General features: G+C 43.8%; 21 protein-coding genes. 11 read left to right on the top strand and 10 right to left on the bottom strand.

Translation table 11 applies throughout. The features are described 5' to 3' along the window. Positions 1 to 26 precede the first annotated feature (26 nt). Genes IEV61_RS17505 through IEV61_RS17495 form a run of 3 tightly spaced genes read left to right on the top strand, consistent with a single transcriptional unit; the run spans position 27 to position 6,636 of the window. Complete coding sequence (locus IEV61_RS17505; RefSeq protein WP_188418349.1) at positions 27 to 2,348, top strand: glycoside hydrolase family 95 protein; 2,322 nt, start codon at positions 27 to 29, stop codon at positions 2,346 to 2,348. A 15-nt stretch (positions 2,349 to 2,363) separates the two neighbouring features. After that, positions 2,364 to 4,415 carry an alpha-galactosidase gene (locus tag IEV61_RS17500; RefSeq protein WP_229747193.1) on the top strand — a complete coding sequence of 684 codons (2,052 nt, stop codon included), beginning with the start codon at positions 2,364 to 2,366 and terminating at the stop codon, positions 4,413 to 4,415. Between the two features lie 13 nt (positions 4,416 to 4,428). After that, entirely contained in the window at positions 4,429 to 6,636 is a 2,208-nt protein-coding gene (locus IEV61_RS17495; protein WP_188418348.1) for an alpha-galactosidase, read from the top strand. A 209-nt stretch (positions 6,637 to 6,845) separates the two neighbouring features. On the opposite strand, the gene IEV61_RS17490 is transcribed toward IEV61_RS17495, so the two are convergent. The 3 genes from IEV61_RS17490 to IEV61_RS17480 are packed head-to-tail and all read right to left on the bottom strand — an operon-like array spanning position 6,846 to position 10,166. Further along, the gene (locus tag IEV61_RS17490; RefSeq protein ID WP_188418347.1) at positions 6,846 to 7,700 is read right to left on the bottom strand and encodes a fumarylacetoacetate hydrolase family protein; all 855 of its coding nucleotides are present in this window, start codon (positions 7,698 to 7,700) and stop codon (positions 6,846 to 6,848) included. Between the two features lie 6 nt (positions 7,701 to 7,706). Beyond that, positions 7,707 to 8,471, bottom strand: a complete 765-nt coding sequence (locus IEV61_RS17485; RefSeq protein ID WP_188418346.1) for an SDR family NAD(P)-dependent oxidoreductase — start codon at positions 8,469 to 8,471, stop codon at positions 7,707 to 7,709. A gap of 21 nt (positions 8,472 to 8,492) precedes the next feature. Then, positions 8,493 to 10,166, bottom strand: a complete 1,674-nt coding sequence (locus tag IEV61_RS17480) for a UxaA family hydrolase (protein ID WP_188418345.1) — start codon at positions 10,164 to 10,166, stop codon at positions 8,493 to 8,495. 238 nt (positions 10,167 to 10,404) lie between these two features. Here IEV61_RS17480 and IEV61_RS17475 point away from each other — a divergent pair, with 238 nt between their 5' ends. Then, positions 10,405 to 11,280 (top strand): AraC family transcriptional regulator, encoded by an 876-nt coding sequence (locus tag IEV61_RS17475; RefSeq protein WP_188418344.1) that lies wholly within the window; start codon positions 10,405 to 10,407, stop codon positions 11,278 to 11,280. Between the two features lie 264 nt (positions 11,281 to 11,544). Here the strand turns inward: IEV61_RS17475 and IEV61_RS17470 are convergent, their stop codons facing one another. Both IEV61_RS17470 and IEV61_RS17465 read right to left on the bottom strand, forming a co-directional pair. Continuing rightward, positions 11,545 to 11,859: a hypothetical protein gene (locus IEV61_RS17470; protein ID WP_188418343.1), complete on the bottom strand. Its 315-nt coding sequence runs from the start codon at positions 11,857 to 11,859 to the stop codon at positions 11,545 to 11,547. A gap of 52 nt (positions 11,860 to 11,911) precedes the next feature. Then, positions 11,912 to 12,625: a hypothetical protein gene (locus IEV61_RS17465; RefSeq protein ID WP_188418342.1), complete on the bottom strand. Its 714-nt coding sequence runs from the start codon at positions 12,623 to 12,625 to the stop codon at positions 11,912 to 11,914. Between the two features lie 183 nt (positions 12,626 to 12,808). Here IEV61_RS17465 and IEV61_RS17460 point away from each other — a divergent pair, with 183 nt between their 5' ends. Together IEV61_RS17460 and IEV61_RS17455 are read left to right on the top strand one after the other, a co-directional pair. Further along, positions 12,809 to 13,954, top strand: coding sequence for a M28 family metallopeptidase (locus IEV61_RS17460; RefSeq protein WP_188418341.1), 1,146 nt, complete (start codon positions 12,809 to 12,811; stop codon positions 13,952 to 13,954). Between the two features lie 39 nt (positions 13,955 to 13,993). After that, the gene (locus IEV61_RS17455; RefSeq protein ID WP_188418340.1) at positions 13,994 to 14,323 is read left to right on the top strand and encodes a DMT family transporter; all 330 of its coding nucleotides are present in this window, start codon (positions 13,994 to 13,996) and stop codon (positions 14,321 to 14,323) included. Here IEV61_RS17455 and IEV61_RS17450 read toward each other — a convergent pair whose 3' ends face one another. Next, positions 14,324 to 16,789 carry a TonB-dependent receptor gene (locus IEV61_RS17450; protein WP_188418339.1) on the bottom strand — a complete coding sequence of 822 codons (2,466 nt, stop codon included), beginning with the start codon at positions 16,787 to 16,789 and terminating at the stop codon, positions 14,324 to 14,326. A gap of 98 nt (positions 16,790 to 16,887) precedes the next feature. On the opposite strand from IEV61_RS17450, the gene IEV61_RS17445 reads away from it, so the two are divergent. After that, the gene (locus tag IEV61_RS17445) at positions 16,888 to 17,550 is read left to right on the top strand and encodes a metal-dependent transcriptional regulator (RefSeq protein WP_229747192.1); all 663 of its coding nucleotides are present in this window, start codon (positions 16,888 to 16,890) and stop codon (positions 17,548 to 17,550) included. A 38-nt stretch (positions 17,551 to 17,588) separates the two neighbouring features. Beyond that, on the top strand, positions 17,589 to 18,425 hold the full coding sequence (locus IEV61_RS17440) for a sulfurtransferase (protein WP_188418338.1): 837 nt from the start codon (positions 17,589 to 17,591) through the stop codon (positions 18,423 to 18,425). A gap of 63 nt (positions 18,426 to 18,488) precedes the next feature. On the opposite strand, the gene IEV61_RS17435 is transcribed toward IEV61_RS17440, so the two are convergent. Beyond that, positions 18,489 to 18,656: a hypothetical protein gene (locus IEV61_RS17435; protein WP_188418337.1), complete on the bottom strand. Its 168-nt coding sequence runs from the start codon at positions 18,654 to 18,656 to the stop codon at positions 18,489 to 18,491. A 173-nt stretch (positions 18,657 to 18,829) separates the two neighbouring features. Here IEV61_RS17435 and IEV61_RS17430 point away from each other — a divergent pair, with 173 nt between their 5' ends. From IEV61_RS17430 to IEV61_RS17420, 3 genes are all read left to right on the top strand, one after another. Continuing rightward, positions 18,830 to 19,327: a hypothetical protein gene (locus IEV61_RS17430; RefSeq protein ID WP_188418336.1), complete on the top strand. Its 498-nt coding sequence runs from the start codon at positions 18,830 to 18,832 to the stop codon at positions 19,325 to 19,327. 52 nt (positions 19,328 to 19,379) lie between these two features. After that, positions 19,380 to 20,375, top strand: coding sequence for an acetyl-CoA carboxylase carboxyltransferase subunit alpha (locus IEV61_RS17425; protein WP_188418335.1), 996 nt, complete (start codon positions 19,380 to 19,382; stop codon positions 20,373 to 20,375). A 296-nt stretch (positions 20,376 to 20,671) separates the two neighbouring features. Next, complete coding sequence (locus IEV61_RS17420) at positions 20,672 to 21,988, top strand: M20 metallopeptidase family protein (RefSeq protein ID WP_188418334.1); 1,317 nt, start codon at positions 20,672 to 20,674, stop codon at positions 21,986 to 21,988. A 30-nt stretch (positions 21,989 to 22,018) separates the two neighbouring features. On the opposite strand, the gene IEV61_RS17415 is transcribed toward IEV61_RS17420, so the two are convergent. The 3 genes from IEV61_RS17415 to IEV61_RS17405 all read right to left on the bottom strand — a co-directional run bounded on the left by IEV61_RS17415 (position 22,019) and on the right by IEV61_RS17405 (position 25,099). Further along, positions 22,019 to 22,852 (bottom strand): helix-turn-helix domain-containing protein, encoded by an 834-nt coding sequence (locus tag IEV61_RS17415; RefSeq protein ID WP_188418333.1) that lies wholly within the window; start codon positions 22,850 to 22,852, stop codon positions 22,019 to 22,021. Then, on the bottom strand, positions 22,853 to 23,824 hold the full coding sequence (locus IEV61_RS17410; protein ID WP_188418332.1) for an aldo/keto reductase: 972 nt from the start codon (positions 23,822 to 23,824) through the stop codon (positions 22,853 to 22,855). A gap of 477 nt (positions 23,825 to 24,301) precedes the next feature. Beyond that, on the bottom strand, positions 24,302 to 25,099 hold the full coding sequence (locus IEV61_RS17405; protein ID WP_188418331.1) for an ATP-grasp domain-containing protein: 798 nt from the start codon (positions 25,097 to 25,099) through the stop codon (positions 24,302 to 24,304). Positions 25,100 to 25,180: the final 81 nt, after the last annotated feature.

Here is a 25,180-nt window from a genome sequence, read left to right as displayed (position 1 = left end):
TGTTGTAAACGGTATTACGACCTATAATGAAAAAACTATTGCTTTGCCTGGGGCTACTTGCAGCAGGTGTTCAAATCAAGGCACAGTCCTTAAAACTTTGGTATAATAAACCTGCTTCGCAGTGGGAAGAAACTTTACCCCTGGGTAACGGTAGATTGGGTATGACCCCCAACAGCGGCATTACTCATGAAAAGATCGTATTGAACGATATTACACTATGGTCGGGCGCTCCGCAAGATGCTAATAACTACGAAGCCTATAAAAGCCTGCCGCAGATAAGAAGCCTTTTGGCCGAGGGTAAGAACGACGAAGCGCAGGCGCTTATCGATAAAAACTTTATCTGTAAAGGTGTAGGTTCGGGTGGTGTACCTTTCGGCTGCTACCAAATGCTGGGCGATCTGGATATTAAGTTCAACTACAATAAATCGCCCGATGAATCGGATGTGAAAGATTATCACCGCGAGCTGTCGTTAAGTAACGCTGTAGCCCAATGCTCCTACCGCATAGGCGATGTTACTTTTCACCGCGAATACATCACCAGCTTTGGCAATGATGTATGCATGGTACGCATATGGGCCGATAAACCTGGCAAAATCAGCTTTAAAATTGCCTTGAGCCGCCCTGAGAAATCTCAAACAGAGGTTGTCGGCAATGTGCTGCAAATGTATGGTCAGCTAAATAGCGGTACATCGGCGCCGGGTATGCAATACCTGGCCAAAGTACAGGCCAAATTAACCGGGGGCAAACTTACTGCCGGCAAAAAAGAGCTGGAAGTGAAAGATGCCAGTGAGGTTATTTTATACATCGCCGCCGGTACCGATCTCAAAAACCCGTCTTTTAAAACCACGTTACAAAAGCAATTGACCGCGGCTGTTCAGGGAAAATATCCCACTCAAAAGCAGCAACATATTACCCGTTATCAAAAATTATTTAACCGCGTTAAACTTCAGCTTGGCGGTGCTGATGCCGGTAATTTACCAACCAACGAAAGGTTAACAGCATTCAGGTCTACACCCGGTAAAGATACCGGACTACCGGTGCTGTTCTACCAGTTCGGCCGCTATTTGTCTATCAGCAGTACCCGGGTTGGCTTGTTGCCACCAAACCTGCAAGGCTTATGGGCCAACCAAATTCAAACTCCCTGGAATGGCGATTACCACCTGGATGTTAACGTACAAATGAACCACTGGCCGCTGGAGGTTTCCAACCTGTCTGAATTGAACCTGCCGCTGGCCGACCTGGTTAAAGGTATGGTTAAACCGGGTGAACGTACGGCCAAAGCCTATTACAACGCCGATGGCTGGGTGGCACACGTTATTACCAACATTTGGGGTTTTACAGAACCCGGCGAAAGCGCCTCATGGGGGGTAACCAAATCGGGTTCGGGTTGGTTGTGCAATAATTTATGGGAGCATTATGCATTTTCCGAAGATAAGAACTATCTGAAAAGTATTTACCCTTTATTAAAAGGCTCGGCTCAGTTTTATAGCAGCATGCTTATTCATGATCAAAAAACAGGCTGGCTGGTAACCTCGCCGTCTTCATCGCCCGAGAATAGCTTTTACCTGCCCAACGGTAAAACAGCCAGTATTTGTGAGGGACCAACTATTGATAATCAAATTATCCGCGAGTTATTCTCTAACGTGATCACGGCTGCTAAGGTATTAAAAACCGACGCTGCACTGGCTCAAAGGCTGTCTGCTAAACTAAAACAACTGCCACCGGCAGGTGTGGTAAGTAAAGACGGCCGCTTAATGGAATGGCTGCAGGATTATAAAGAAACCGACCCGCAGCACAGGCATATATCACATTTATACGGCTTGTTTCCGGCACCGTTAATTACACCCGAGTCAACTCCTGAATTAGCCGAGGCCTGTAAGAAAACGCTGAACGTGAGGGGTGACGATGGCCCAAGCTGGTCCATAGCCTACAAACAACTTTTTTGGGCTCGCCTGCACGATGGTAACCGCGCCTACAAGCTGTTTGCCGAAATTATGAAGCCGACGCTTAAAACAGATATCAACTACGGCGCAGGTGGTGGTGTTTATCCCAACCTGTTATCGGCCGGTCCTCCGTTTCAAATCGACGGTAACTTTGGTGCAGCGGCAGGCATAGCCGAAATGCTTATTCAGAGCCATGCCGGGTTTATAGAACTTTTGCCTGCCGTTCCTGATCAATGGAAGGCATCGGGCAGCCTTAATGGTGTAAAAGCAAGGGGTAACTTTACCGTAAGCTTTTCCTGGAAAGATGGAAAGGTTACGCAATACAAAGTAACCGCACCATATGCCCACAAAGTAAAAGTTAAAATTAACGGACAAGTAAAAGAAGTAATGGCCGCCAAAGCCTAATATAACCGCATTGAAATGTACAAACTTATCTCCCTGTTCATGCTTTTGTGTTGCTTGCTTTGTTTGGGCTTGACCAGTTACAGTAAGGCGGTATCTTCAGAAAGTGCCCGTGCTCAAAGTAACATTATACAAATGCGCTATGGTAAAACGGGAATCATTAAATACAATTTAAGCAAGGGTATTTACTCGGTAACTTACGGAGTAAATGCATTTATAAATAACGCCTATGCCCAGGCTACAGCCAATGGTGATAGCCTTTCATCCGTTAACTATAAAACGCGCAAGTACAGTAGTGTTTCGCTGCACGATAGCTTTGGGAATGGCACCAAACACATAATTACGCTAACAGGCGGCTCTGTACCGTCAATGCAACAAATATTTTATACCTATCCTAATCGCAATTATTTTTTCACACAGTTGGTGGTAAGCGGCAAAGCGCTTGCCTCCAATTACATGGCACCGCTTATAGCGGAGTTTGCGTCATTAGGCAATACTGAACGTAGCGTTTTCATCCCTTTTGATAACGATACCTTTATAAGCTACGATGCTAAAGACTTAACCAGTGGCGTTACTAACACCAGCGCGGAAGTAGGCGTAGTGTACAATGCCAGCCGTACAGGCATTGTTTCAGGTTCGGTTGAACACACCGTTTGGAAAACCGGCGTAAGCATAGCCAACCTGCAAAATGTGCATCAGCTCAAAGTATGGGCAGGCTACGCCAGTAAGGAGGTTACCCGCGATACCGTGGCACATGGCATGGTTAAAGGTGCCGTATTGAGATCGCCTAAAATAATGGTGGGTTATTTTGTAGACTGGCGTACGGGCTTGGAAGCCTACGGACGCAGCAACCGCATTGCCGAACCTCCTTTTGTATTTAACTGGACTAAAGCTACCCCAATAGGCTGGAACAGCTGGGGCGTATTGCAGGATAAACTCACCTATGATAAAGCCATTAAAGTAGCCGATTTCTTTGCCGATAGTTTAAAGACGTTCCGTTCGGGCAATACGGCCTATATTGATCTGGATGCTTATTGGGACTTTTTCAAAAAGGGCGAAGATTATAGTAAATTGAAGGAGTTTGCTGATTACTGCAAAGCAAAAGGCTTGGAGCCCGGAGCCTACTGGGCCCCATTTACCGATTGGGGACATAAGCAGGGTGGTAGCCGCAAAGTAGAAGGCAGCGATTACACCTATGCCGATTTGTGGACCAAAACAGGCCGTGGTTACCATGATATTGATGGTGCGCGTGCGCTCGATTCAACCCATCCCGGCACCCAAAGGCGAATAGATTATTTTATAGATCATTTAAAAGCCTGCGGCTTTAAAATGATCAAAATAGATTTCTTAGGTCATGCCGCTATTGAGGCCGCCAGTTTTTACGACCCAACGGTTACCACAGGTATGCAGGCTTACAGTAAAGGTATGGAGTACCTGGTGAACAGGCTGGGTAATCAAATGCTTATTTATGCGGCCATATCGCCCAGTGTGGCTACAGGTAGGTATGTACACAGCCGCCGTGTGGCCTGCGATGCGTTTAAGACCATTGAGCATACTAAATATACGCTTAACAGCCTTAGCTATGGCTGGTGGCAAACCTATGTTTATAATTATATAGATGCCGATCATGTGGTATTTGGTAACGAGCCCATTGGTGCCAACCGTGCCAGGTTGCTTTCGGCCTTAATAACGGGTACCTTTATTACCGGCGATGATTTTTCAAGCAAAGGCATCTGGAAAAGCCGTGCTAAAGAGTTTTACCAAAATCCCGGCCTGTTGCGCGTGTTAACAAGTGGCAAAGCTTTTCAACCGGTTGATGCAGCCGTGGGTACAGGTGCATCATCTGCCTTTTGGCGCAGGGATGGAAATGAGTTCTACCTCGCTGTGTTCAATTACGGGAAGGAAGCGCAGCAAATGGCAATAGATTTTAAGGATCTGGGGCTTAACGCGACTAAGATCAAAGCTTGTACCGAAGTAATACAGGGCAAAAAGGTAGCCCTAAGCAATCAACTAAATATTAATACCCCAGCCGCCGATGCGGCGCTTTACCGGTTCACACTGGCTCAATAATTAACGCATAGCAATGACCATTTATAATCACCGTTTCATCATCAAAAGCATTTTCCTGTTCGGGCTGCTCGCCTGTGTTAGCGAAACGTTTGCCCAGGTTGTAACAATTCCCATTGAAACTGCCAACCAGGCGGTAGTACTACAGGCCGGTAATGATAAGCGTTTGCGGTGCATTTATTTTGGACATAAGCTATCGAACGCTAAAGAGTATGAAAGCGTGCCTGAGGCGTACAAGCAGGCCGAAGATCATGCCGGTTTGCTTAACTCGGCTTACACGCCATCGGGTTCGCGAAACCTGTTTGAGCCGGCTATAACCGTAACCCACGCCGATGGTAACCAGTCTTTAGACCTGCAGTACGTTAGTCACGAGGTAAAAAGTGCGGGCAGCGGTGTTTCGCTGTTATCGGTGTTGTTAAAAGACCCGGTTTATAATTTTGAGGTTACTTTATATTATAAATATTACCATCAGGATGATGTAATAGAGCAATGGAGCGTAATTAAGCATCACGAAAAAGGGAAGGTTACGCTGCAAAAGTATGCCTCGGCCAACCTGCATGTTAAGGCTAACGAATACTGGTTAAAGCAGTTTCATGGCGATTGGGCAAAAGAAATGCAGCCCGAGGAGTCGAAACTTACGCACGGCATTAAAACCTTAGATTCTAAATTGGGAACGCGCGCCAACCTGTTCATGCCGTCGGTGTTTATGGTTTCCTTAAACGGACCGGCCAAGGAAGATGAAGGCAGCGTATTATACGGTGGCCTGGAGTGGAGTGGTAATTTTAAGGTGGATATGGAGGTAGATAATCAGGATAACCTGCGCATTATTGCCGGTATAAATAATTACGCATCGGCTTATGTATTAAATGCCGAAACCGACTTTACCACGCCGCCTTTTGTGTATACGTTATCAGATAAAGGCACCGGCGATGCCAGTCGCCATTTACACAACTGGGCCCGTAATTTTAAATTACTTAACGGTAAAGGCGAGCGGTTAACGCTGCTGAATAATTGGGAATCGACCTATTTTGATTTTAACGAACAAAAGTTGGGCGAGCTGTTGAAAGACACCAAAAAGTTAGGCGTTGACCTGTTTTTGCTGGATGACGGATGGTTTGGTAACAACCATCCCCGTAACGACGATCATGCCGGTTTGGGCGATTGGCGGGAGAACCGTAAAAAGCTGCCTAACGGCATAGCATCCATTGCCAAAGAGGCTGTTAACAACGGCGTAAAGTTTGGTATATGGATAGAACCCGAAATGGTAAATCCGCGGAGCGATCTGTATCAAAAACATCCGGATTGGGTGGTAAAGCAGCCTAAGCGGGAGGAGTATTATTTCAGAAACCAGTTAGCGCTTGATCTTAGCAATCTCAAAGTGCAGGATTTTGTTTACCAGGTGGTTGATTCGTTGTTCATCAAAGCACCATCGCTGGCTTATATTAAATGGGATTGCAATGCGGTAACCTATAATGCTTATGCAGTTCACCTTAAAGATGCCCAATCGCAGTTTTATGTAGAGTATGTGCGCGGTTTATACAAGGTGCTTCAACGCATTAGGGCCAAATATCCAACCGTACCCATGATGCTTTGTTCGGGCGGAGGCGGACGTGTAGATTATGGCGCCCTGCAATACTTTACCGAGTTTTGGCCGAGCGATAATACCGACCCTATGGAACGCATTTTCATCCAATGGAATTATTCATACTTCTATCCGGCTATAGCCACCTCTAACCATGTGACCGACTGGGGCAAGCAGCCTATTAAATTCCGCACGGATGTAGCCATGATGGGCAAACTCGGATTCGACATTGTGGTAAGCAAGCTTAATACTAATGATCTGCAGTTTTGCCAAAATGCCGTAAAAGCGTACAATGATTTAAAAGGAGTGATATGGCAGGGAGACCAATACCGGTTAAGAAGCCCTTATGAGCAAAATATGGCCTGTATCATGTATGCCGATGCAGCTAAGTCCACAGTCATCATGTTTAATTACCTGGTGAATAACCGTTATGGCGAAAGCAGCAAGATGCCGGTTAAGCTTAAGGGGTTGGATCCGCAAAAGCGTTACCTCGTTAAAGAGATCAACCTTTATCCCGGCACGCAATCTACTATCAAAAATAATCTCACGCTTTCGGGCGATTTTTTGATGACCGTAGGCGTTAACCCCGATTTAAATAGCCAAAGAACCAGCGTAATCTTAAGCCTTACCGAGGTTAAGTAATATTGCACTTACGGTAAACGTGTGTTGATAATCTAAGTCCCACATCGGGCAAGTGATGCGCGATAGGATCGATCTCCGTCAAGAGTCGACGTAATATTCCTCGATCCATATAAAGTAAAACAGCACCCTTTTAATTAAAAGGGTGCTGTTTTACTTTAAGGGCATTACTCAGGCTTATTCTTTTGCCGCTGTTATACGCGTTCTATTTACTATTTCGAGTAAGCGGTCACCGTCTGTTTTTGTTCGCCCAAACCATCAATACCTAACTCAACAACATCGCCGGGTTTGAGGTATATAGCCGGGTTAAAGCCTAAGCCAACGCCGGCAGGTGTGCCTGTAGAAATTACATCGCCTGGTAGCAGGGTCATAAACTGGCTCACGTATGAAATAAGGTATGGAATTTTAAATATGAGGTTAGCGGTGGTGCCATCCTGCATAGTTTTGCCGTTTACTTTTAACCACAAACGCATGTTGTTTACATCAGCAATTTCATCTGGTGTAACCAGGTAGGGGCCTAAAGGTGCAAAAGTATCGCAACCCTTGCCTTTATCCCAGGTGCCATTTCTTTCTAACTGAAACTCGCGCTCCGATACATCATTATGCAGTAAATAACCGCCTATGCAATGCTCCGCCTTTGCTTCGGTTACGTAAGATGCTTTTTGGCAAATTACCACGGCCAGTTCTACTTCCCAATCGGTTTTGGTAGAATTTTTAGGGATGGTAATACCATCATTTGGGCCGGTTAGTGAAGTAGTGCTTTTCATGAAAATAACCGGCTCGGAGGGTAGTGGTGCATTGGTTTCCTTAGCATGATCGGCATAATTAAGTCCAATACAAACAATTTTTGACGGGCGTGCAATTGGGCTGCCTAACCTTTCATCGTCGCTAATTTGAGCCAAACGGGTATGGTTTGCTTTTACATATTCCTTAAGCTTTACTAAGCCGTCGGTTTCAAAAAATGTTTCATCGTAGTTAGCTGTAAAAGCTGAGGTGTCCAGCCGTTTTCCGTCATAGATTACGCCTATTTTTTCTTGGCCGGCCTTACCGTATCTTATCAGTTTCATAGTAGGTTAGTTGTTTAATTTTATAAAGCCGCCGTCAATAGGGTAATCGCAACCGGTAATAAAACCTGCTTCTTCTGAACATAGGTACAGCGCCAACCCGGCCACTTCTTCGGGTTTGGCCATGCGGCCTATGGGTTGGCTTTGCGATAGTTTCTGAAACATTTCGGCTTCCTGGCCGGCATAGTTCTTAGAGATAAAACCGTCAACAAAAGGCGTGTGCACACGTGCAGGCGATATGCTGTTGCTGCGAATATTATCGTGCAAATAATCGCGGGCAATAGACATGCTCATGGCGTGTATGGCACCTTTACTCATAGAGTAGGCAAACCTATCGGCAATACCCACTGAAGAAGCAATAGACGCCATGCTTACAATTACACCGCCGCCGTTAGCTTTCATTACTGGAATGGCTGCAAATAAACAATTGTAGGCACCTTTTACGTTAACGCTATAAACACGTTCAAAATCGGCTTCAGCTGTTTTTTCTACATTGCCTACGTGGGCTATACCGGCGTTGTTAACCAAGATGTCAATTTTGCCAATGGATTGGAAGGTGTCAATAATTTGCTGTTGGTTGGTTACATCGGCGCTATAAGCAAAGGCCTGGTTTCCGGCAGCTGTAATTTGTTGTGCGGCTTGCTGCGCCGCATCGGCGTTAAGCTCAATAATATGAACCACTGCACCTTGCTGGGCAAATAGTGTGGCAATAGCTTTACCTATGCCGCTACCACCGCCGGTAATAACAGCATGTTTACCTGTCAATTTAAACATATGAGTAATGTGTTGAATATTTTAAAGTGAAACCCCTCTTTTCCAGGGGATGAAATCATCTTGTCCTAATTGTACTGCTTTAGGCTGTATATAACCGCTGGCTACGTCAATTACATAGTTTAAAATGCGCTCGGCGGCTTGCGGTATAGTTTCCTGTCCTTCAATAATGGTACCGCAGTTAATATCAATAATATCGGGCATGCGGTTGAATAGTTTGGTATTGGTGGCTATTTTTACAACGGGTGCAACCGGGTTGCCGGTTGGTGTACCTAAGCCCGTGGTAAATAATACCACATTAGCTCCTGAAGCAACTTCGGCGGTAGTACTTTCTACATCACTGCCGGGGGTGCAAAGTAAGTTGAGGCCGGGCCTGGTTACCTTTTCTGGATAATCCAGTACATCTACCACCGGAGAGGTGCCACCTTTTTTAGCTGCTCCGGCAGATTTAATGGCATCGGTAATTAAGCCATCCTTAATATTACCGGGCGAAGGGTTGGCATAAAACCCTGAACCATCGGCCTCGGCTCGTGCGTTGTACGTGCGCATCAGGTTCATAAACTGCAGGGCAGTAGGTTCATCCACACAGCGGTCGCTCATTTCCTGTTCAACGCCGCATAGCTCCGGAAATTCGGCTAAGATTACGCTGCCGCCCAAAGCAACCAGCATGTCAGACAGGTAACCCAACGCCGGGTTAGCCGATATACCGGAAAAGCCATCGGAGCCACCACACTCCAATCCTATACATAATTTAGATAAGGGGGCGGGTTGTCGTTGTTCTTTGTTAGCCTGCATAAGTCCGGCAAAGGTTTGCTTTAAGGCTTCGTGCAGTAATTTGCTTTCGGTACCCATTTGCTGCTGTTCCAGCATTACCAGAGGCTTATTAAAGTGAGGGTCGCGTTTAGCAATTTCGGCCTGTAGTATGCTGGCCTGTGCATGCTGGCAGCCCAGGCTTAATACGGTAGCGCCCGCCACATTGGGGTGGGTTATGTAGCCGGCCAGCAGGCCGCACAAGGCGTCCGAATCGGTACGTGTGCCGCCACAGCCAAGTTCATGTGTTAAAAATTTGATGCCATCTATATTTGGGAAAAGTTTTTTATGGGGCTGCTGCTGGGGCGTGGTTTGCAGGTCGGCATTCAGTATCTCTTCAACCGATTTACCGGTTTGATACATTTGTACTAAACTGTCTACCTCGTTTTCATAACCACGCGGTTTGGCAAAACCCAGTTTGGCCGATAACGCTTCTTTTAAAACATTGATATTCCTGTTTTCGCAAAAAACCAAAGGTATTACCAACCAGTAATTGGAAGTGCCCACCGACCCATCGGCTCTGTGAAAGCCCATAAATGTTTTATGGGCATACGCATTAACATCGGGCTGGTGCCACTCCGTTTTACGGTTTCCTAACCTAAAATCTTCTGACGCATGTTTGATATTATCCACAGTAACAGCCCCGCCTTTCTCTATCAGGGCACTGGCTTTACCCACTAAGACGCCATACATCGTAATATCGTCACCGGGAGCTAAATCTTGCAGGGCAAATTTATGTTTGGCAGCTACATTGCCGGTCAACGTAAGGTGGTTGCCGTTAAAATCGATCATGGTGCCTTGCGAAAGATCGGTTAAGGCCACAAGAACATTATCTGCGGGATGTATTTGAAGGTATTTAACCGGACCGGTTGAATTTGAATTTTCCATAACGCGTTAAATGGTAATACTGACGTGTAATTAGCTTTACTAATTGAATAATTACAGGTGCTTTAAGTCTTAGAATTGGATATGACAAATAACGGTATATGGCTGTTAGCTGGTTGTTGAATATTTACAACTTATTAAACTTTATTGGCATAATTAATTTAGTTAGGCAATAAAAGTTGTTAATTTGATTTAGTTCTTGCCTGGCTAAAGAGGCAATTCGGCATCCATCTATCAAGACATGAAACCACAATTACTCAAGGTTGCTACCGGCTCTGCGCATTCTTTCAGCGTGAGGCGCGATGTTGTGCCTTTTTTTAATAACAAATGGCATTACCATGCCGAGGTTGAGCTGATCTATTTAGAAAAAGGAGCGGGAACCCAATTTGTGGGAGATAGTATTCAAAATTTTAACGATGGCGATGTCATACTCATTGGCTCGAATTTGCCGCATTACTGGCGTTTTAACAAATTGCCCGAGAGCGATAAGGAAAGTGGTGTGGCCGATGTTAGTGTGGTGCATTTTAGTGATACCTTTTGGGGTAATTCGTTTTTGCAACTGCCCGAAACCAAGTTGATCAAAAACCTTTTAGACCGCGCTAAGCGCGGTGTCCAAATTACAGGTGAAACCCGCATTAAGGTTGCCGGGCTCATTCAGAAAATGTTAAATGCCGATAGTGTAAGGCGATTGATTTTATTGCTGGAAACCCTTGAGGCAATAGCTGAGAGCAATGAAGTGGAATACCTGTCGTCGGTTGGATTTGTGCCCAACTTAGAGCAATCGGAGAACGATAGGGTAAATGCTATTTATGAGTATTCATTTAGCAACTACCGGAACAAAATAGCGCTGAAAGAGATTGCTATGGTGGCCAACATTAGCCCCAATTCATTTTGCCGGTATTTTAAAACCCATACCGGTAAGACCTATTCGGGATTTTTGTTAGAGTATAAAGTAGGAATAGCCTGTAAGCTATTGATAGAGGATAAGTTGTCTATTCAGCAAATATGTTACGAAAGCGGGTTTAATAACTTTGCAAGCTTTCATAAATACTTTAAAAAGCTAACCGGCAAAACTCCTTTAGCTTACCAAAAAGAGTTTATTTATAAAAAGGCTTAAGCAAGAAATTTTTAATGCGAAACTTTCGCGAGGCTGAAAGAGCAAGTGTTTAATTAGTGCACAAAAATAGTTTTCATATCAACAGTGTCTTTCCGTTCAACTGATTCGGCGCCCTGCTTGTAAAACCAGCAATAACGGAGATATTGATCAGTCATTTTATTCAATTTAACCAACCATATTCGTGCAATCAGGTCGTCATGGTAATCTTCCATGTTCCCATTTTCGCTATACATGGCAGCTTCATAAATGTGCTTATCATAGTTGTTAAACCAGCTTTTTTTTATAAAAGAATACTGTGAGGGTACTTGCTTGGCCAATTGCTGTGCGTTTGTATTTCTTGCTAATGAAAGTGTTTAATTTCAAAAAAAGCGAGTCGGCGGGTAATGCACCATCATTAGCTACCTCATAATACTGAAACAAATCTTTTTTGCTGTAATAATTCGGATTAAGCCCTTGGCCCGTAATTAACCGGCCATTTAAGCTTTCGTCTATCGGCTCAATAAATAGGTTGCCGCTGTTGTTTTTACAACTGGCTATAACTATTAATGATAGAAAAACGAGTAACTGTTTCAATGGCATAAGGTTAATTCTATTGAACAGGACAACTTGCTGAAAATTAAATGGAGATGTTTTAACGGAACAAAACGAGCTCATCTTTTGGCAAGTCGTATTCGTAAAGTATTTCATGCTCACCGTCGAAATATAGCCACTGAACAGTATTAACGTTATGTTCATTTGTTGTGGAGATTCCGATCATGGTGTACTCCCGGCTATTTTTTGTTTGCTGCTCAACCGAGTAGCTCAAAGCCTCTTTCTTATCAATAATTTGTTGCAGCAGCGGCACCTTTGTGTTAGCTAAATAGTATTCCACTACTTTGTAGATTTTATCTAAATAAGAAGTTGAGTAGCTCTCACTTTCGGGCCGTATATATTTGATCTGCTTTCCGTACGAATTTCTGAATTTGGAAACCGCACCATCACTAACCTTTGTTACCGTGGTGGTGATATCTGCATCAGCGGGTGCATCTCCATCCCCGGCTATTTCAATAATTCCTTTTTTCCACTTCACTTCAATAAGGTCGCCCCGGTTAAGGCTTCTGTCTTCATCATTGTAAATAAAGGAATAAGTGCTATCTGCTTTACGGGCAAACAATAAAAAGTAGTCTCCATCATCATTGTAGTTCACAAATTCCATTTGCGCACGCTGTTCAGTTGGCGAATGTGCCTTTTTGGGGACGGCAGACTTTACTACGGTATCCGGAGCTACCGTAGTTTTATTTTTTGGAGGAGCTGTTTTGCAGGAAAGAATACAGCTAACCATCAAGGCGATCAAAACATTCTTCATAACGTAGAGTGATTGGCAATATAAAATAATTATTACCTACCCGGCCAAATTAATTATATAAAGTTGGTAGGCAAAGCAGCATTAACAGGTGAAGGTTTACGGATTTGAAGAGATAGTAAAAAAGCCGGCAAATGATGAGAAACGGTATAAATAATGCATTTTAGCAATTACTAAACTTAGTGCATGAAGCTCAAACTGCTTATACTTCTGTTATTCTTCGGTAACGCCACACTGGCGCAAGATTCACTTTTTGCACGCCGCATAGTAGACACGCTAACCTCTAAATACTTTTGGGGCAGGGGCTACACCAATGATGGTATGGGTAAAGCTGCGCGTTTTATAGCGCAGGAATTTAAGCGTTACGGACTCCAGCCCATGGACGGTAAAGATTACTTTCAGCCGTTTACATTTAATGTGAACACTTTTCCCGGAAAAATGGAAGTTACTATCAATGGAGCTGCGCTAAGACCAGGGATCGACTTTATTGTAAGCCCCGAAAGCAGGGGTGTTGCGGCTAAAGGTACATTAGAGCAAAAAGACAGTGTGACTTTTATTGATGCGCAGAACCGCGTTATGGTAAGCCTGCAAAATAAGCTAACCTGGTCGGTAGCACAGGAAGTAGGCGATTATACTTTGATACAGGTAGATAAAAAGGCATTGAACGCTATGCCGGCCTGTATAAGCACAAATATTGAAAACAAGCTTATCAATAACTTTAAGGCAGCCAATATTTGCGGCATTGTGAAAGGTACCGTTAAGCCCGATTCGGTGATGATGTTCACCGCCCATTACGACCATTTGGGAGGCATGGGCAGCGCAACCTATTTTCCCGGCGCTAATGATAATGCCAGCGGGATGGCCATGCTGTTGAGCCTGGCTAAATATTACGCAGCCCATCCAGAATCTTACACTATGGCGTTTATGTGCTTTGCCGGGGAGGAGGCAGGCATACTGGGCTCTAAACACTTTACCGAAAATCCGTTGATCCCGCTCAGCAGCATCAAGTTTTTGATCAATACAGATCTGGCAGGTACCGGTGGCGAAGGCATTACCGTAGTGAATGCCTCGGTTTATCCAAAGCAATTTGAACTGCTTAAACAGGTAAATGCAAAAGGCAACTATTTAACCAAAGTATACTCACGCGGCAAGGCGGCCAATAGCGATCATTACTGGTTTACCGAAAAGGGAGTGCCCGCGTTCTTCATTTATACTATGGGCGGCATCAAGGCTTATCATGATGTGTTCGATGTAAGCAAAACCCTGCCACTGAACGAATATAACGATCTTTTTAAACTCATTGTAGGCTTTAATGCCGAGTTGATGAAGTAAACGTTTCACACAATCCTGCTATCCCTTTGTATTAACGCCATGAAATACCTGTTCCTGCTTATTGCCATACTCTCCGAAGTTGCTGCCACCAGTGCACTGCGGGCATCTGATCAGTTTACTAAGCTGTGGCCGTCGGTCATTGTGGTGATCGGGTATGCATCGGCGTTTTACTTTATGAGCCTTACGTTGAAAAGCATCCCGGTGGGCATTGCTTACGCTATTTGGTCGGGCGTTGGTATCGTGCTCATTTCTATCACCGGGTATTTCCTGTACAAACAAAAGCTGGATATGCCGGCCTTAATGGGTATGGGCTTAATTATAGCCGGTGTACTGGTTATTAATATCTTTTCCAAGTCAACAGTGAGCTAACTACAACGGTACAATCATCTTGATGCTGATGTTGCGGCCAATGTTATAAATGCCGCTTTTGCCATTGGGCGATGCCTGGTAATACTCAAAATACTTCAACCGGTTAAGGTTAGATTGATAGGCTTTATCGAGCACGTTGTCTACTTGCAAAAATACATCGAACAAGGTTTTACCGTTTGTGTGTCTAAATCCTGATCCACATCCGATGTTCCACAAGGTGTAGCCGGGCGTGGCAGTTTCGGTATTATCGAGCGCATAAAATTCGTTTTGTGCAGCATAAATATCCGCTTCTAATTTTAGATAAGGTTTTTGGAGTTTTTTGGAAGTTTTTTGAAAATTTATGCGGAATTCTGAACGCCCGTGCAACGGCGGAACAAAGGGTAAATACTTAGCATCGTCACCCACACGATCAATCAATTCCTGGTTTTTATTCAATCCTTTTACGTAAGCCAAACTGTTATTCCAGCAAAACCACTTCAATTTTTCGGGGTGAAGGTTTACCGATAATTCGGCGCCATATAACCGCGCTTTTGATTGCTGGTATTGATACGTGCTGTTGCCCGGGACAATGACCACGGGTTGCCCCTTAGCGTCGTTTAACCTTGCCTGGTAGATGTAATTATAGATGTTGTTATTGAAAAGATCAGCGCTTATATCGGCATCTTTGAGGTATGAAATGAGGCCTAAATCCTGCTGTACGTTAAACTCCGGCTTAAATTTGCGGTTGCCCAGGTACACAATATGTGCCCCTGGATCTAACCCGTTCGAGCCTATCTCGGTTATGTTAGGTGCCCGGTAGCCACGTGCAATATTGGCTTTGAGCAGTAGGCGTTCGCTCACATTATAAGTAAGCCCTAAATTGCCCGAAAAGCCTTGATAACGCTTGTTAAACGCAGGGAATTGCAGGTAGGTGCCTATGGTATCGGCCCCGGTTACATGCTGTTGAAAGCCGTTTTGTGGGTTATTGGCTACAAAAAAGTTGTTCCATTTAATGCTGCGGTTATCCAACCGAATACCACCACTGATATCTAATTTACCCAACGTTTTCTTGGCAAACAAAAAAGCGCCGATATCGAACAAATCGTAATCGGGGATAGGGAAGTCGGTAGCGTTTTTACTTCGGTTAGTTTGGTACATGCCGTTTACGCCTACCGAGGTTTCAATGCCAGCCAATTCGGGCAGGTTATATTTTACATCGTAATTAAGCGTATTGAGCACTACGTGTAAACCGGCCTGCTGCGGTTGCGTAGGATGATTATATTCCCTGCGTACGCTTTGCTGCGCACCAACTAATAAATTTATACTGCCTTCACCAATTTTAAACTGGTTGCTTGAGTATAAGCGATAGTGCTGTATGTGCTGGTAAAGTGGGTTAAGGCGATAGGTGCCTAATTCGTTATCAGGTACAATTGGCCTGGCCTTTATATCATCACCTGCATCAAATACCTGCCGGGTAAAGCGGCGGGTTAGCGAGTCGCGGCTACCATCGGGTATCTCTTGTTTATTGTTAAACAGGGTAGCAGCCAGTTGACTGTATCCCCAGCTTTTGTCTACCCGTGCCATGGCCGATAGGTTGAGCTCATTGTAGGCCGTACCATACACCCTGCCATCAATGCTATTGGTGTAGTTTTGCGCAATTTTACCCGTGCTCCGTGCCGTGAAACGCCAGTCGTTGAGCTTGTAAGCCAACCCTAAGGAGGAGCCAATAAGCCTATTGTTGGTATGATAATCTACCGTATAATCGCCTTTCAGACTATTGTTATCAAAGGCCGGCAGGTAGGGGATCATGTTAATTACGCCCGCTAAAGCATCCGACCCATATGATAAACTGGCCGGGCCTTTAACCACTTCGGCACGGGCAATACCATATTGATCTATCTCAATTCCATGCTCATCGCCCCATTGCTGGCCTTCCTGGCGTATGCCATCATACAAGGTAAGCACACGGTTGTAGCCCAATCCACGAATGAACGGTTTAGATACATTGGGCCCTGTGGTTACTGCACTTACGCCGGGCACCCCTTTTATAATGGCGTCTATAATGTTATTATTCACGTTACGGTCCATATCTTTCTTGGTCATTACTGCTACCGGCACCGGGTTTCTGCGTACTTCGGTAGCACGGCTTACCCCGGTCACAATAACTTCGCTCAATCGCGATTCGGTTTTAGTCATACTTACATTCAACACTATTACGCCGCCGCTTTTTACCTCGGCAATCAATTGCTGCTTTTGATAGCCAACAGCCGAAAAAATGATGGTATAACTCCCTGGAGCCAAATTTTGAAGCAGATAAGTACCGTTGTTGCCGGTACGGGTAGCTACGCCTTTATTTACTATACTAATGGTTGTAAAGCTCAATGCGTCGCCCACATCAGTAGTTACTTTCCCTTTAATTGTCCCTCGTTGTGCAAAAGAGCCAGTAACTGAAAATAAGCAAAGAATAAAGTACATGTATTTTGTCATGACTAATTTTTTTGTTAAAATAACCAAAATTATAAAATTAGGTTTACCTAATTTTATAATTTACCATATTTATTTTTATAAGTTTGAGTACGCTAATCATGAGTATGAATACCTTTTCTGAAGAGAATTACCTGAAGTCAATTTTCAGGTTATCGCAAATGCCCGATGTGAAGAAGATTTCCACCAGTGCCATTGCCGAATCGTTAGGGAACAATCCGGCATCGGTGGTAGATATGATTCGTAAGTTAAGCGATAAGCAGCTCATTGAGTATGATAAGAAGAAAGGGGTAAAACTGACTCCGCAAGGGCAAAAAGACGCTATACAAATTGTGCGAAAGCACCGTTTATGGGAAGTTTTTTTGTTAGAAAAGTTAGGTTACCGTTGGGACGAGATCCACGATATTGCCGAGGAACTGGAGCACATTAAGCACCATGACCTTGCCGACAGGCTCGAAAGTTTTTTGGAATACCCCGAGTACGACCCACATGGCGACCCTATACCTAAAGCTAATGGTAAAATGGCTAAATCTTTTTCGGCTTCCCTGGCCGATGGTAAAGTGGGTAACACTTACCGTGTAGCTGCCGTGCGCGATACCAGCAGCTCTTTTTTGCAATACCTGCATAAATTAGAAATTAGTATTGGTACGCAGATCAGATTGATAGAGCAAATTACTTTCGATCAATCGCTGGTGATCAGCATCAATAATGCGGAACCTACTACCGTATCGTCAAAATTTGGAGAGAATATTCTCATTAGTTAAGCACAGCTTTTCTATATTTGAAATATACACCTTATACTATGCAACCCTTAATTGAAGCTTCCGAATTACAGCAATTAGCTGCCGGTACCTGTATTTTGATTGATGCCCGTGGGTTTGGAAATAGCCGTGAGCGTTATGAGCAAGGCCACTTGGAAGGCGCACTTTACCTGGACTTAGAAAATTTGGCTGCACATACCGATAACCCGGCATTGGGCGGCCGACACCCCTTACCCGGTACCAAAGACTTTGCAATATTGTTGGGCAGCCTGGGTGTAACGCCGCAAAGCCACGTGATTGTATACGATGATAAAGCCGCAGCTAACCCGGCAGCCCGTTTTTGGTGGATGTTGAAAGCTGTTGGTCATGAAAAAGTACAAGTTTTAAATGGCGGCTTGCAAACTGCTGTTGATGCCGGTTTTGCAATAAGTACCGTTATTCCGGATAAAACCCAGCCAACCGAATATCCGGTGCCTGCATCGTTTAAAGGTACTGCTACCATTGATGAAGTTGCCGAAGCTGCACACAATCCCGATAAAATTGTAATCGACGTGCGCGAAGCCCCTCGTTACCTTGGTCAAACAGAGCCCTTAGATTTAGTGGCCGGCCATATTCCGGGTGCTTTAAATGTTCCCTACAATGGTAATTTAGGAGAAGGTAATCGGTACTTAACAGCCGATCAATTGCAAAGTAACTATATAAGTATTTTAGGAGATATTAAACCCGAACAAGTAATTGTTCATTGTGGCTCGGGTGTTACAGCTTGTCATACCTTATTGGCGCTTGAGCAAGCGGGTTTGAGCGGAGCACGCTTGTATGTGGGCTCGTGGAGCGAGTGGTCGCGCAGGGGCCTGCCCATAGCAACGGATGGTAAATAATGACAGTCAATGCTATAAACAACAAACCCGGGATCAGTCAAAACCCGGGTTTGTTGTTTGTTATTAGTGTTTGTACCTGCCATAATTGCGATAGTTACTATCGTATGGACCGTGATGTCTGTCGTAACCGCGGTGGTATCGTCCGCCACGGCGATCTTGTGTGGCTACGCAACTGCTTAATGAACTAATAACGACAACCAATAGTGCTATGCTTAAAAATATCTTTTTCATGATCTTGTTGTTTTATGTAAGATTAGAGGGGAATACCAGGCCAAGGATTAATTGGTAATGTAAATGTTACTTGAGCACTTTTAGGCAGTGGTTTAAGCCTTTAAGGTTAGCAAAATAGAACATAAAGGGCTAAATTGCGCACTTCACTACAAGTTTGTTAATTGCTTTAGTTTATGTTAAGATCGTTTATTTGTTCACTATGCCTATGTGCAATTAGCCTGGCGGTTGAAGCCCAAACAGATAGCGGCGCCACACCCTCTTCCATTAAAACGCTAACGCTTAAACAGTATACTGACTACCAAAAAGGTCCCGGATTAGAGCAAATGGCTTTGCCTGCCACGCTCAATAAATACCCCATGCCCGATGATGTACTGCGTTTAAAGAAAGAATTGAAGCTTACCGATGCACAGGTGAAGAAAGTTACCGCCATAAGCCAGTACCTGCAGTTAAAGAAAACGGAGATAGGGCAATCTGTGCTGCGTAACGAGAAGAAGCTGGATGAGCTGTTTCAAACCGGGAAAGTAGACGAAGGCAGCATTACCTTTTACGGAAACCGGTATGGTTTATACGAGGGCGAATACCGTACTACCGTGTTGCAGGCTTGCTACAGTACCTACAATGCGCTTACTCCGCTACAAACTACGCAGTTTTGGAAGCTGAAAAAACCATAATTACATATTTGACGTTCAATTTAGTTAACTTAGCCCCCCGTTAAAGAGGAATATGAAGATTACGTTTGATTTTGAAAAGCCATTGGCCGATTTGCAGCAGCAAATTGACAAGATAAAACAGGTGGAGGAGAAAACCAAGGTAGATATGTCTGCCACGGTGAACGAGTTGCAAGACAAGTTTGAGGAAACTAAAAAGCAAGTATATACCAACCTGAGCGGCTGGCAAAAGGTGCAAATATCGCGTCACCCCGATCGCCCGTATACTTTACAGTATATTGAGATGATGTGTGATGACTTTATTGAACTGCACGGCGACCGCAACTTTGGCGATGATAAAGCTATTATAGGAGGCTGGGGTTCTATTGGCGGACAAACTGCCATGTTCATAGGTCATCAAAAAGGGCGTAACACCAAAGACAGGCAATACCGCAACTTTGGTATGGCCAACCCCGAGGGCTATCGCAAGGCTCTGCGCCTCATGAAAATGGCCGAAAAGTTTAACAAACCAGTAATTACCCTGATAGATACTCCCGGCGCTTTCCCGGGCTTAGAAGCTGAAGAACGTGGACAAGGCGAGGCTATTGCTAAGAATATTATGGAAATGTCGGTGCTTAAAGTGCCGGTTATTTGCGTAATTATTGGCGAAGGCGCTTCGGGTGGTGCCATTGGTATTGGCATTGGTGATAAGGTTTACATGCTCGAACATACCTGGTACTCAGTAATTTCCCCAGAATCGTGCTCATCTATTTTATGGCGCAGCTGGGATTATAAAGAGCGTGCCGCCGAAGTGTTAAAGCTAACCTCGAGCGAAATGTTCAAGAACAAGCTGATTGACGGTATTATTAAAGAACCACTGGGCGGTGCACACCAAGACCCTGTTACTATGGGTTTTACGTTAAAAAAGCAGCTCATTAAAGACATAAAAAACCTGAAAGACCGCAACATTGACCAATTGGTTACCGAGCGTATAGATAAGTTCTGTGCAATGGGTGTGGTTATTGAAGATGAGCCAACCATTTCTGCCGCGCCTGCGGGAGAAGAGAATTAGAACTATCAATCATGATACATATAAAAGCTGCATCTTAAAAATGCAGCTTTTTTTGTGTTAAAACTTCAGAGAACTTCATTTTTTCCTCATGGTTTTAGGGTGCCATATCTGTGGAAACTGAGGTAGACTCCGTGCATTATTTTTGGTGAAAAGGCGATTTGAATTTGACGCGAATGGATCAAAATAATGCAAAAAATGTTGCACCGGTTTGGCTTCGCTATTTGGCAAAGGATACTATTCGTGAAATAGTGTAACGTTATCAATTTCTATGTTGTCATAAGAGCCAAAGTCAACTTATGAAAATTACCCTGTCAATACTTCTGTTTATTTTTAATTTCTCCGTTTTCGCGCAGAGCGATAATCAAGCCTTTAAGAACTTAGCCCGAACAACACCCAAAGGAGATTTAGCCCATAATTTGGTCAGTTCAGAAACTGACAGAATTTATGACAAGCTGGTAAGTATTCGCCGGGATCTTCATGCTAACCCTGAGTTGGCAGGAAACGAAAAACGCACGCAGCAGATCATAAAGCAATATTTAATCAGGTTAGGAATTGAGGTTGATACAAGCATCTATGCACATAGCATTGTCGGTATTTTAAAGGGAGGGAAGAAAGGCGGAAGAAAGATTGCTTGGCGAGCTGACATGGATGCTTTACCCGGTGACTTTCCAGACTCGGTAATTTTTAAGTCTAAAATAAAAGGTGTGCAGCATGGATGCGGTCATGATGTACATTTAGCTATCGGGCTTGGGATAGCCGAAGTGCTTGCTAAACGGCGGCAATTGCTAAAGGGAACGGTATACTTTATATTTCAACCGGAAGAGGAAACCTTTAAGGGAGCGAAAAAAATGATCGACAATGGTTTATTCTCCAGGATCAATCCGTCAGAAATTTATAGCTTACATGTAACTGCCTTGCCGGTTGGGCAAATTATGGTTAAACCCAACGAAATGTTTGCTTACCAACGGCGAATCAGAATTAGGCTAAAAAATGAGGTAACTGAAGAAGAAGCTAAAGCGCTTGGCGACGAGATACACAGTTCGTTGTCACGTGTACAAAATCATGCTAAGCCGTGGGAGATACAACATATAAGTGACTCATCCACCGGATTGATGAATCCCAATACAATCTTTAAAGATTACCTGATTATGGATGAGCACTTTAAAGTTTATGCGAAAAACAACGAACGGTATTTAGATACCTATTTATATGAAACAGATCAATCGCGTCTTGGGAAGATAATCCCGGAGATTGAACAAATAATTAAGGAATCAAGGTATGCAGAAAAATTGCTTGCCGTTTCATTTATACAGGAAAACCCGACAGTAGTTAATGATGAAAAGCTAACCGAAAAGGCGATTGCAATACTGAAGAAAAACTATGGTGATTATTCCGTTGCACGTGACTATGGACAGGTGCCCTATTTTAATGATGATTTTGCTTATTTCCAGCAAAAGGTACCGGGTGTGTACTTTTTTCTGGGTGGCTCTAATGCTAAAAAGGGAATAGTGGCCATGAATCATGCACCTAATTTTAACGTTGATGAAGAATGTATTAAAGTTGGTGTAAAAAGCTTTTCGTCACTGCTTATTGAAAGGTTGAACGGGAAGTAAATACGATTCAAAATCTAACTTATCTTATCGTTACCCTAATGATGCTGTGTGGATAGGAATCAGCTCAGTAGGCGCTCTGCCAAACTTTTTCTTGAAAGAGTAGGAGAAATGTGAAAGGCTTTCGAAGCCCAAATTAAGGTAGATGGCCGAGGGTTTTAAGTTTTTGGTTTCCATGAGGTGCTTTGCTGCGTTCAGTCGTTTGTCTTGCAACCAATGGCGGGGCGGGGCACCGAATGTTTTCAGGAAGTCCCGTTTAAAGGCTGCCAGGCTACGGCCGGTAAGCTGTGCAAACTTTTCAACAGGAACATTGAAATGAAAGTTGCTAAGCATAAACTTCTCTAAATCGATCTTATAAGGTTCTGAAAAGTCGAATAAAAAGTTGCGAAGCACGGGTAGGGCAAGCAATAGTAGTTTAATCCCTTCTTTAACTTTCAGGATGCCCATTTCGTCTGTCATAGCCGCCCCCGAGCTACGGGCATAGGGCACAATTGATTGAAAGTAACCCTGAAGAAATTCGTTAGTCGGAATTAAAATATTTGGTGAACCGGTATACTTTCCATCTGCTCCAAGCTTTTCTTCTAACACGATCTTGCGCAGCAGATCCTCTTGCAGGGATATGACGATGGTTTCATAATTGCCACCGGGAAGCGGTGTTTTAGCAAGCGTACCCAACTGGTTTTTGCCAATGAGCAACACTTCTCCTCCGTTCATCGAAATAGTTTGCTCAGCTGTTTCTAAGACCAACTTACCTGAAACCTGTAGTATTAAGGTATGGTGGTTCCATAAACAGGCTTTCTCTTTCCGCTCGGCAGAGAGGTAAGAATAAAAGATAACACCCGGGAGAATTTCTTCAGGACTGGTCATTTAGCGTTGTAAGTAAGTACCGCCATGTATAGCGCCTATTGCAAAAGTAGTGTTTAAGGTATTCATTTCTTCGGGTGTAAAAACTATATCCATCGCTGCAATATTTTCAGGCAGGCGAGCCCTGCGGCTCATACTTACCAAAGGCATAATAAGATCGCCTTGCTCTTTTACCCAGGCAATGGCAACTTGTGTTGGCGTACAGCCTTTACCGGCGGCTAATTGCTTCAAGACCTCAACTTTTTCTAAGTTATGAATTAAATTTTCACCTTGAAAACGAGAGAAATGGTTACGGTAATCATTTTGCTCAAGCGGTGCTTTCATTTCACCGGTTAATAAACCTTCGGCCGTATTGGCGAAAGCCACTATGCCAATGCCTAATTCTTTGGCTACCGGCAACAGGTCGTTTTCTATCCCGCGCTCGGCCAGCGAATAACCTATTTCAAGCGCGCTTATTGGGTTAATGTCGTTGGCTTTACGAAGCTGGTCAGCCGTAATTTCCGATACGCCAATGTTGCGTACTTTACCTTCTTTAACCAGGTCGGCAACCGTTCCTATAATGTCTTCCAACGGTACGCTGTTATCCATGCGGCTGGGCTGGTACAGGTCAATGGTCTCAACACCTAAACGGGTTAATGAGTAATTAATAAAATTCTTGATAGCCATGGGGCGAAGATCCATACCCAGCCACTGGCCGTTGTGAAATATGGCACCGAATTTTACGCTGATAAAAGCATCATCGCGCCTGCCTTTAATGGCTTTACCAATCAGCATTTCATTATGGCCGGCACCGTAAAAGTCGCCCGTGTTTATAAAGTTAATACCATGATCTAAAGCTTCATGAATGGTAGCAATGCTTTCTGTTTCGGGAGGGGTAGGACCGCCCCAGATAGAAGACATACGCATGCAGCCTAAACCAAGTTTAGACACGAGCGGTCCGTTTTTACCCAATTGGATTTTTGTAATGTTTTTCATGAAACAAAGATCAATATTCAGAAAACATATTGGTTGCGTCTACGGCTCAATTTAGTTGCTTGTACGGCTCATGTAAAGAGCCTGTAAGGTTCAAATTTGTCTTGAGTTCATGTTGTGATGGTGTGGAGGGGTTGATTGATATAGCGTGTATAAGTAGTATTACAGAGATAACGACAACAAGAAAATTAGTAAACAGTCTGTCATGCCGAACTTGTTTCGGCATCCCAAGCGCTAAGTAACCGGTTGCTGCGTCTCCGATTCAAGCCTCTAACATATCTGTGGGATGCTGAAACGAGTTCAGCATGACAGGTTATGGTAATAAAAAAGCCGGTATCTTTCAATACCGGCTTCCTGAATATTCAAAAAAACTTATGGCCCGCCAAGCACGTTGCCAAATTTGGCTTCACAGTCTTTATTGGGTAGTTAGCTTTTTTGACAGTGATGTTTGGTTAGCAAGCCACATTTCCACAGATTTTATTATTGTCCCAGTACCCAGTTTTTTGAAAACTCAATAAATGCTTTATTTACAAACGGAAATACGGTGACATTAGGAATGTGGTTAACTTCAAGCAAGTATCTTTTACCATTTATACCCACCATGTAATCAACACCCACAGTTTGTAAGCCAAAATGCTTAGCTATATTTTGACTGTCTAGTAAAAGCTCTTCGTCTACCTCCATCTCCCATGAGCCCTCATTGTGGATAGATTTTAACCAGCTTTCTCCCGTTAGCTTAATTTGCCAGTACTGATCGCCTACCAACATAATTCTTACTGCTTCGCCCATTATAAACTCTTCGATTACTGAGGTCTCAGTACTCGTCCAGTCGCCGTTGAATTTACTTTTATCTTCGCCGCAATGCCAAATACCCCACTTTGCTACAACTTCGGTTGATGCAGTATATTCTTGGCAGCCTATAACCATTCCACGCTTAATACCCGAAAATTTAGATACCCTTAAAGATCTTACTAATCCAGGTATACGCTGGCGTAAGTCCATCATGCCTAACGCTCCGGGCAAGCAGGGGCCGTTCCAAAGTGCTAAAAGTGTGATGAAATCAAAATCATTTTCATAGATACCATGAAATATAACCTTATCAACCGAAAGAAATTTTCCAGGAGAAGTAGCGCTTTCAACAAATAATATGCCTTCTTCTAATTTTACTTTTGGAAGTACTTCATAATGTACTATTAAGTACTCAAAGCCTAAATCTTGTTTAATTGCTTTAACTTCCGAGTGTTCTAATCCTACTATCAGGATTCTTTTCTTGTCCATTGATATCAGTTATAAATGATTTGATTAAGTAACAAAAAAGCCGGTATGAAAATCATACCGGCTTCCTAAAGTGTGATTTTC

Origin of the sequence: Mucilaginibacter galii (genome assembly GCF_014635825.1) — a bacterium.
GTDB lineage: Bacteria > Bacteroidota > Bacteroidia > Sphingobacteriales > Sphingobacteriaceae > Mucilaginibacter > Mucilaginibacter galii.
Note: the sequence above shows the minus strand (reverse complement) of the source record. Positions and strands in the feature narration are given on the sequence as shown.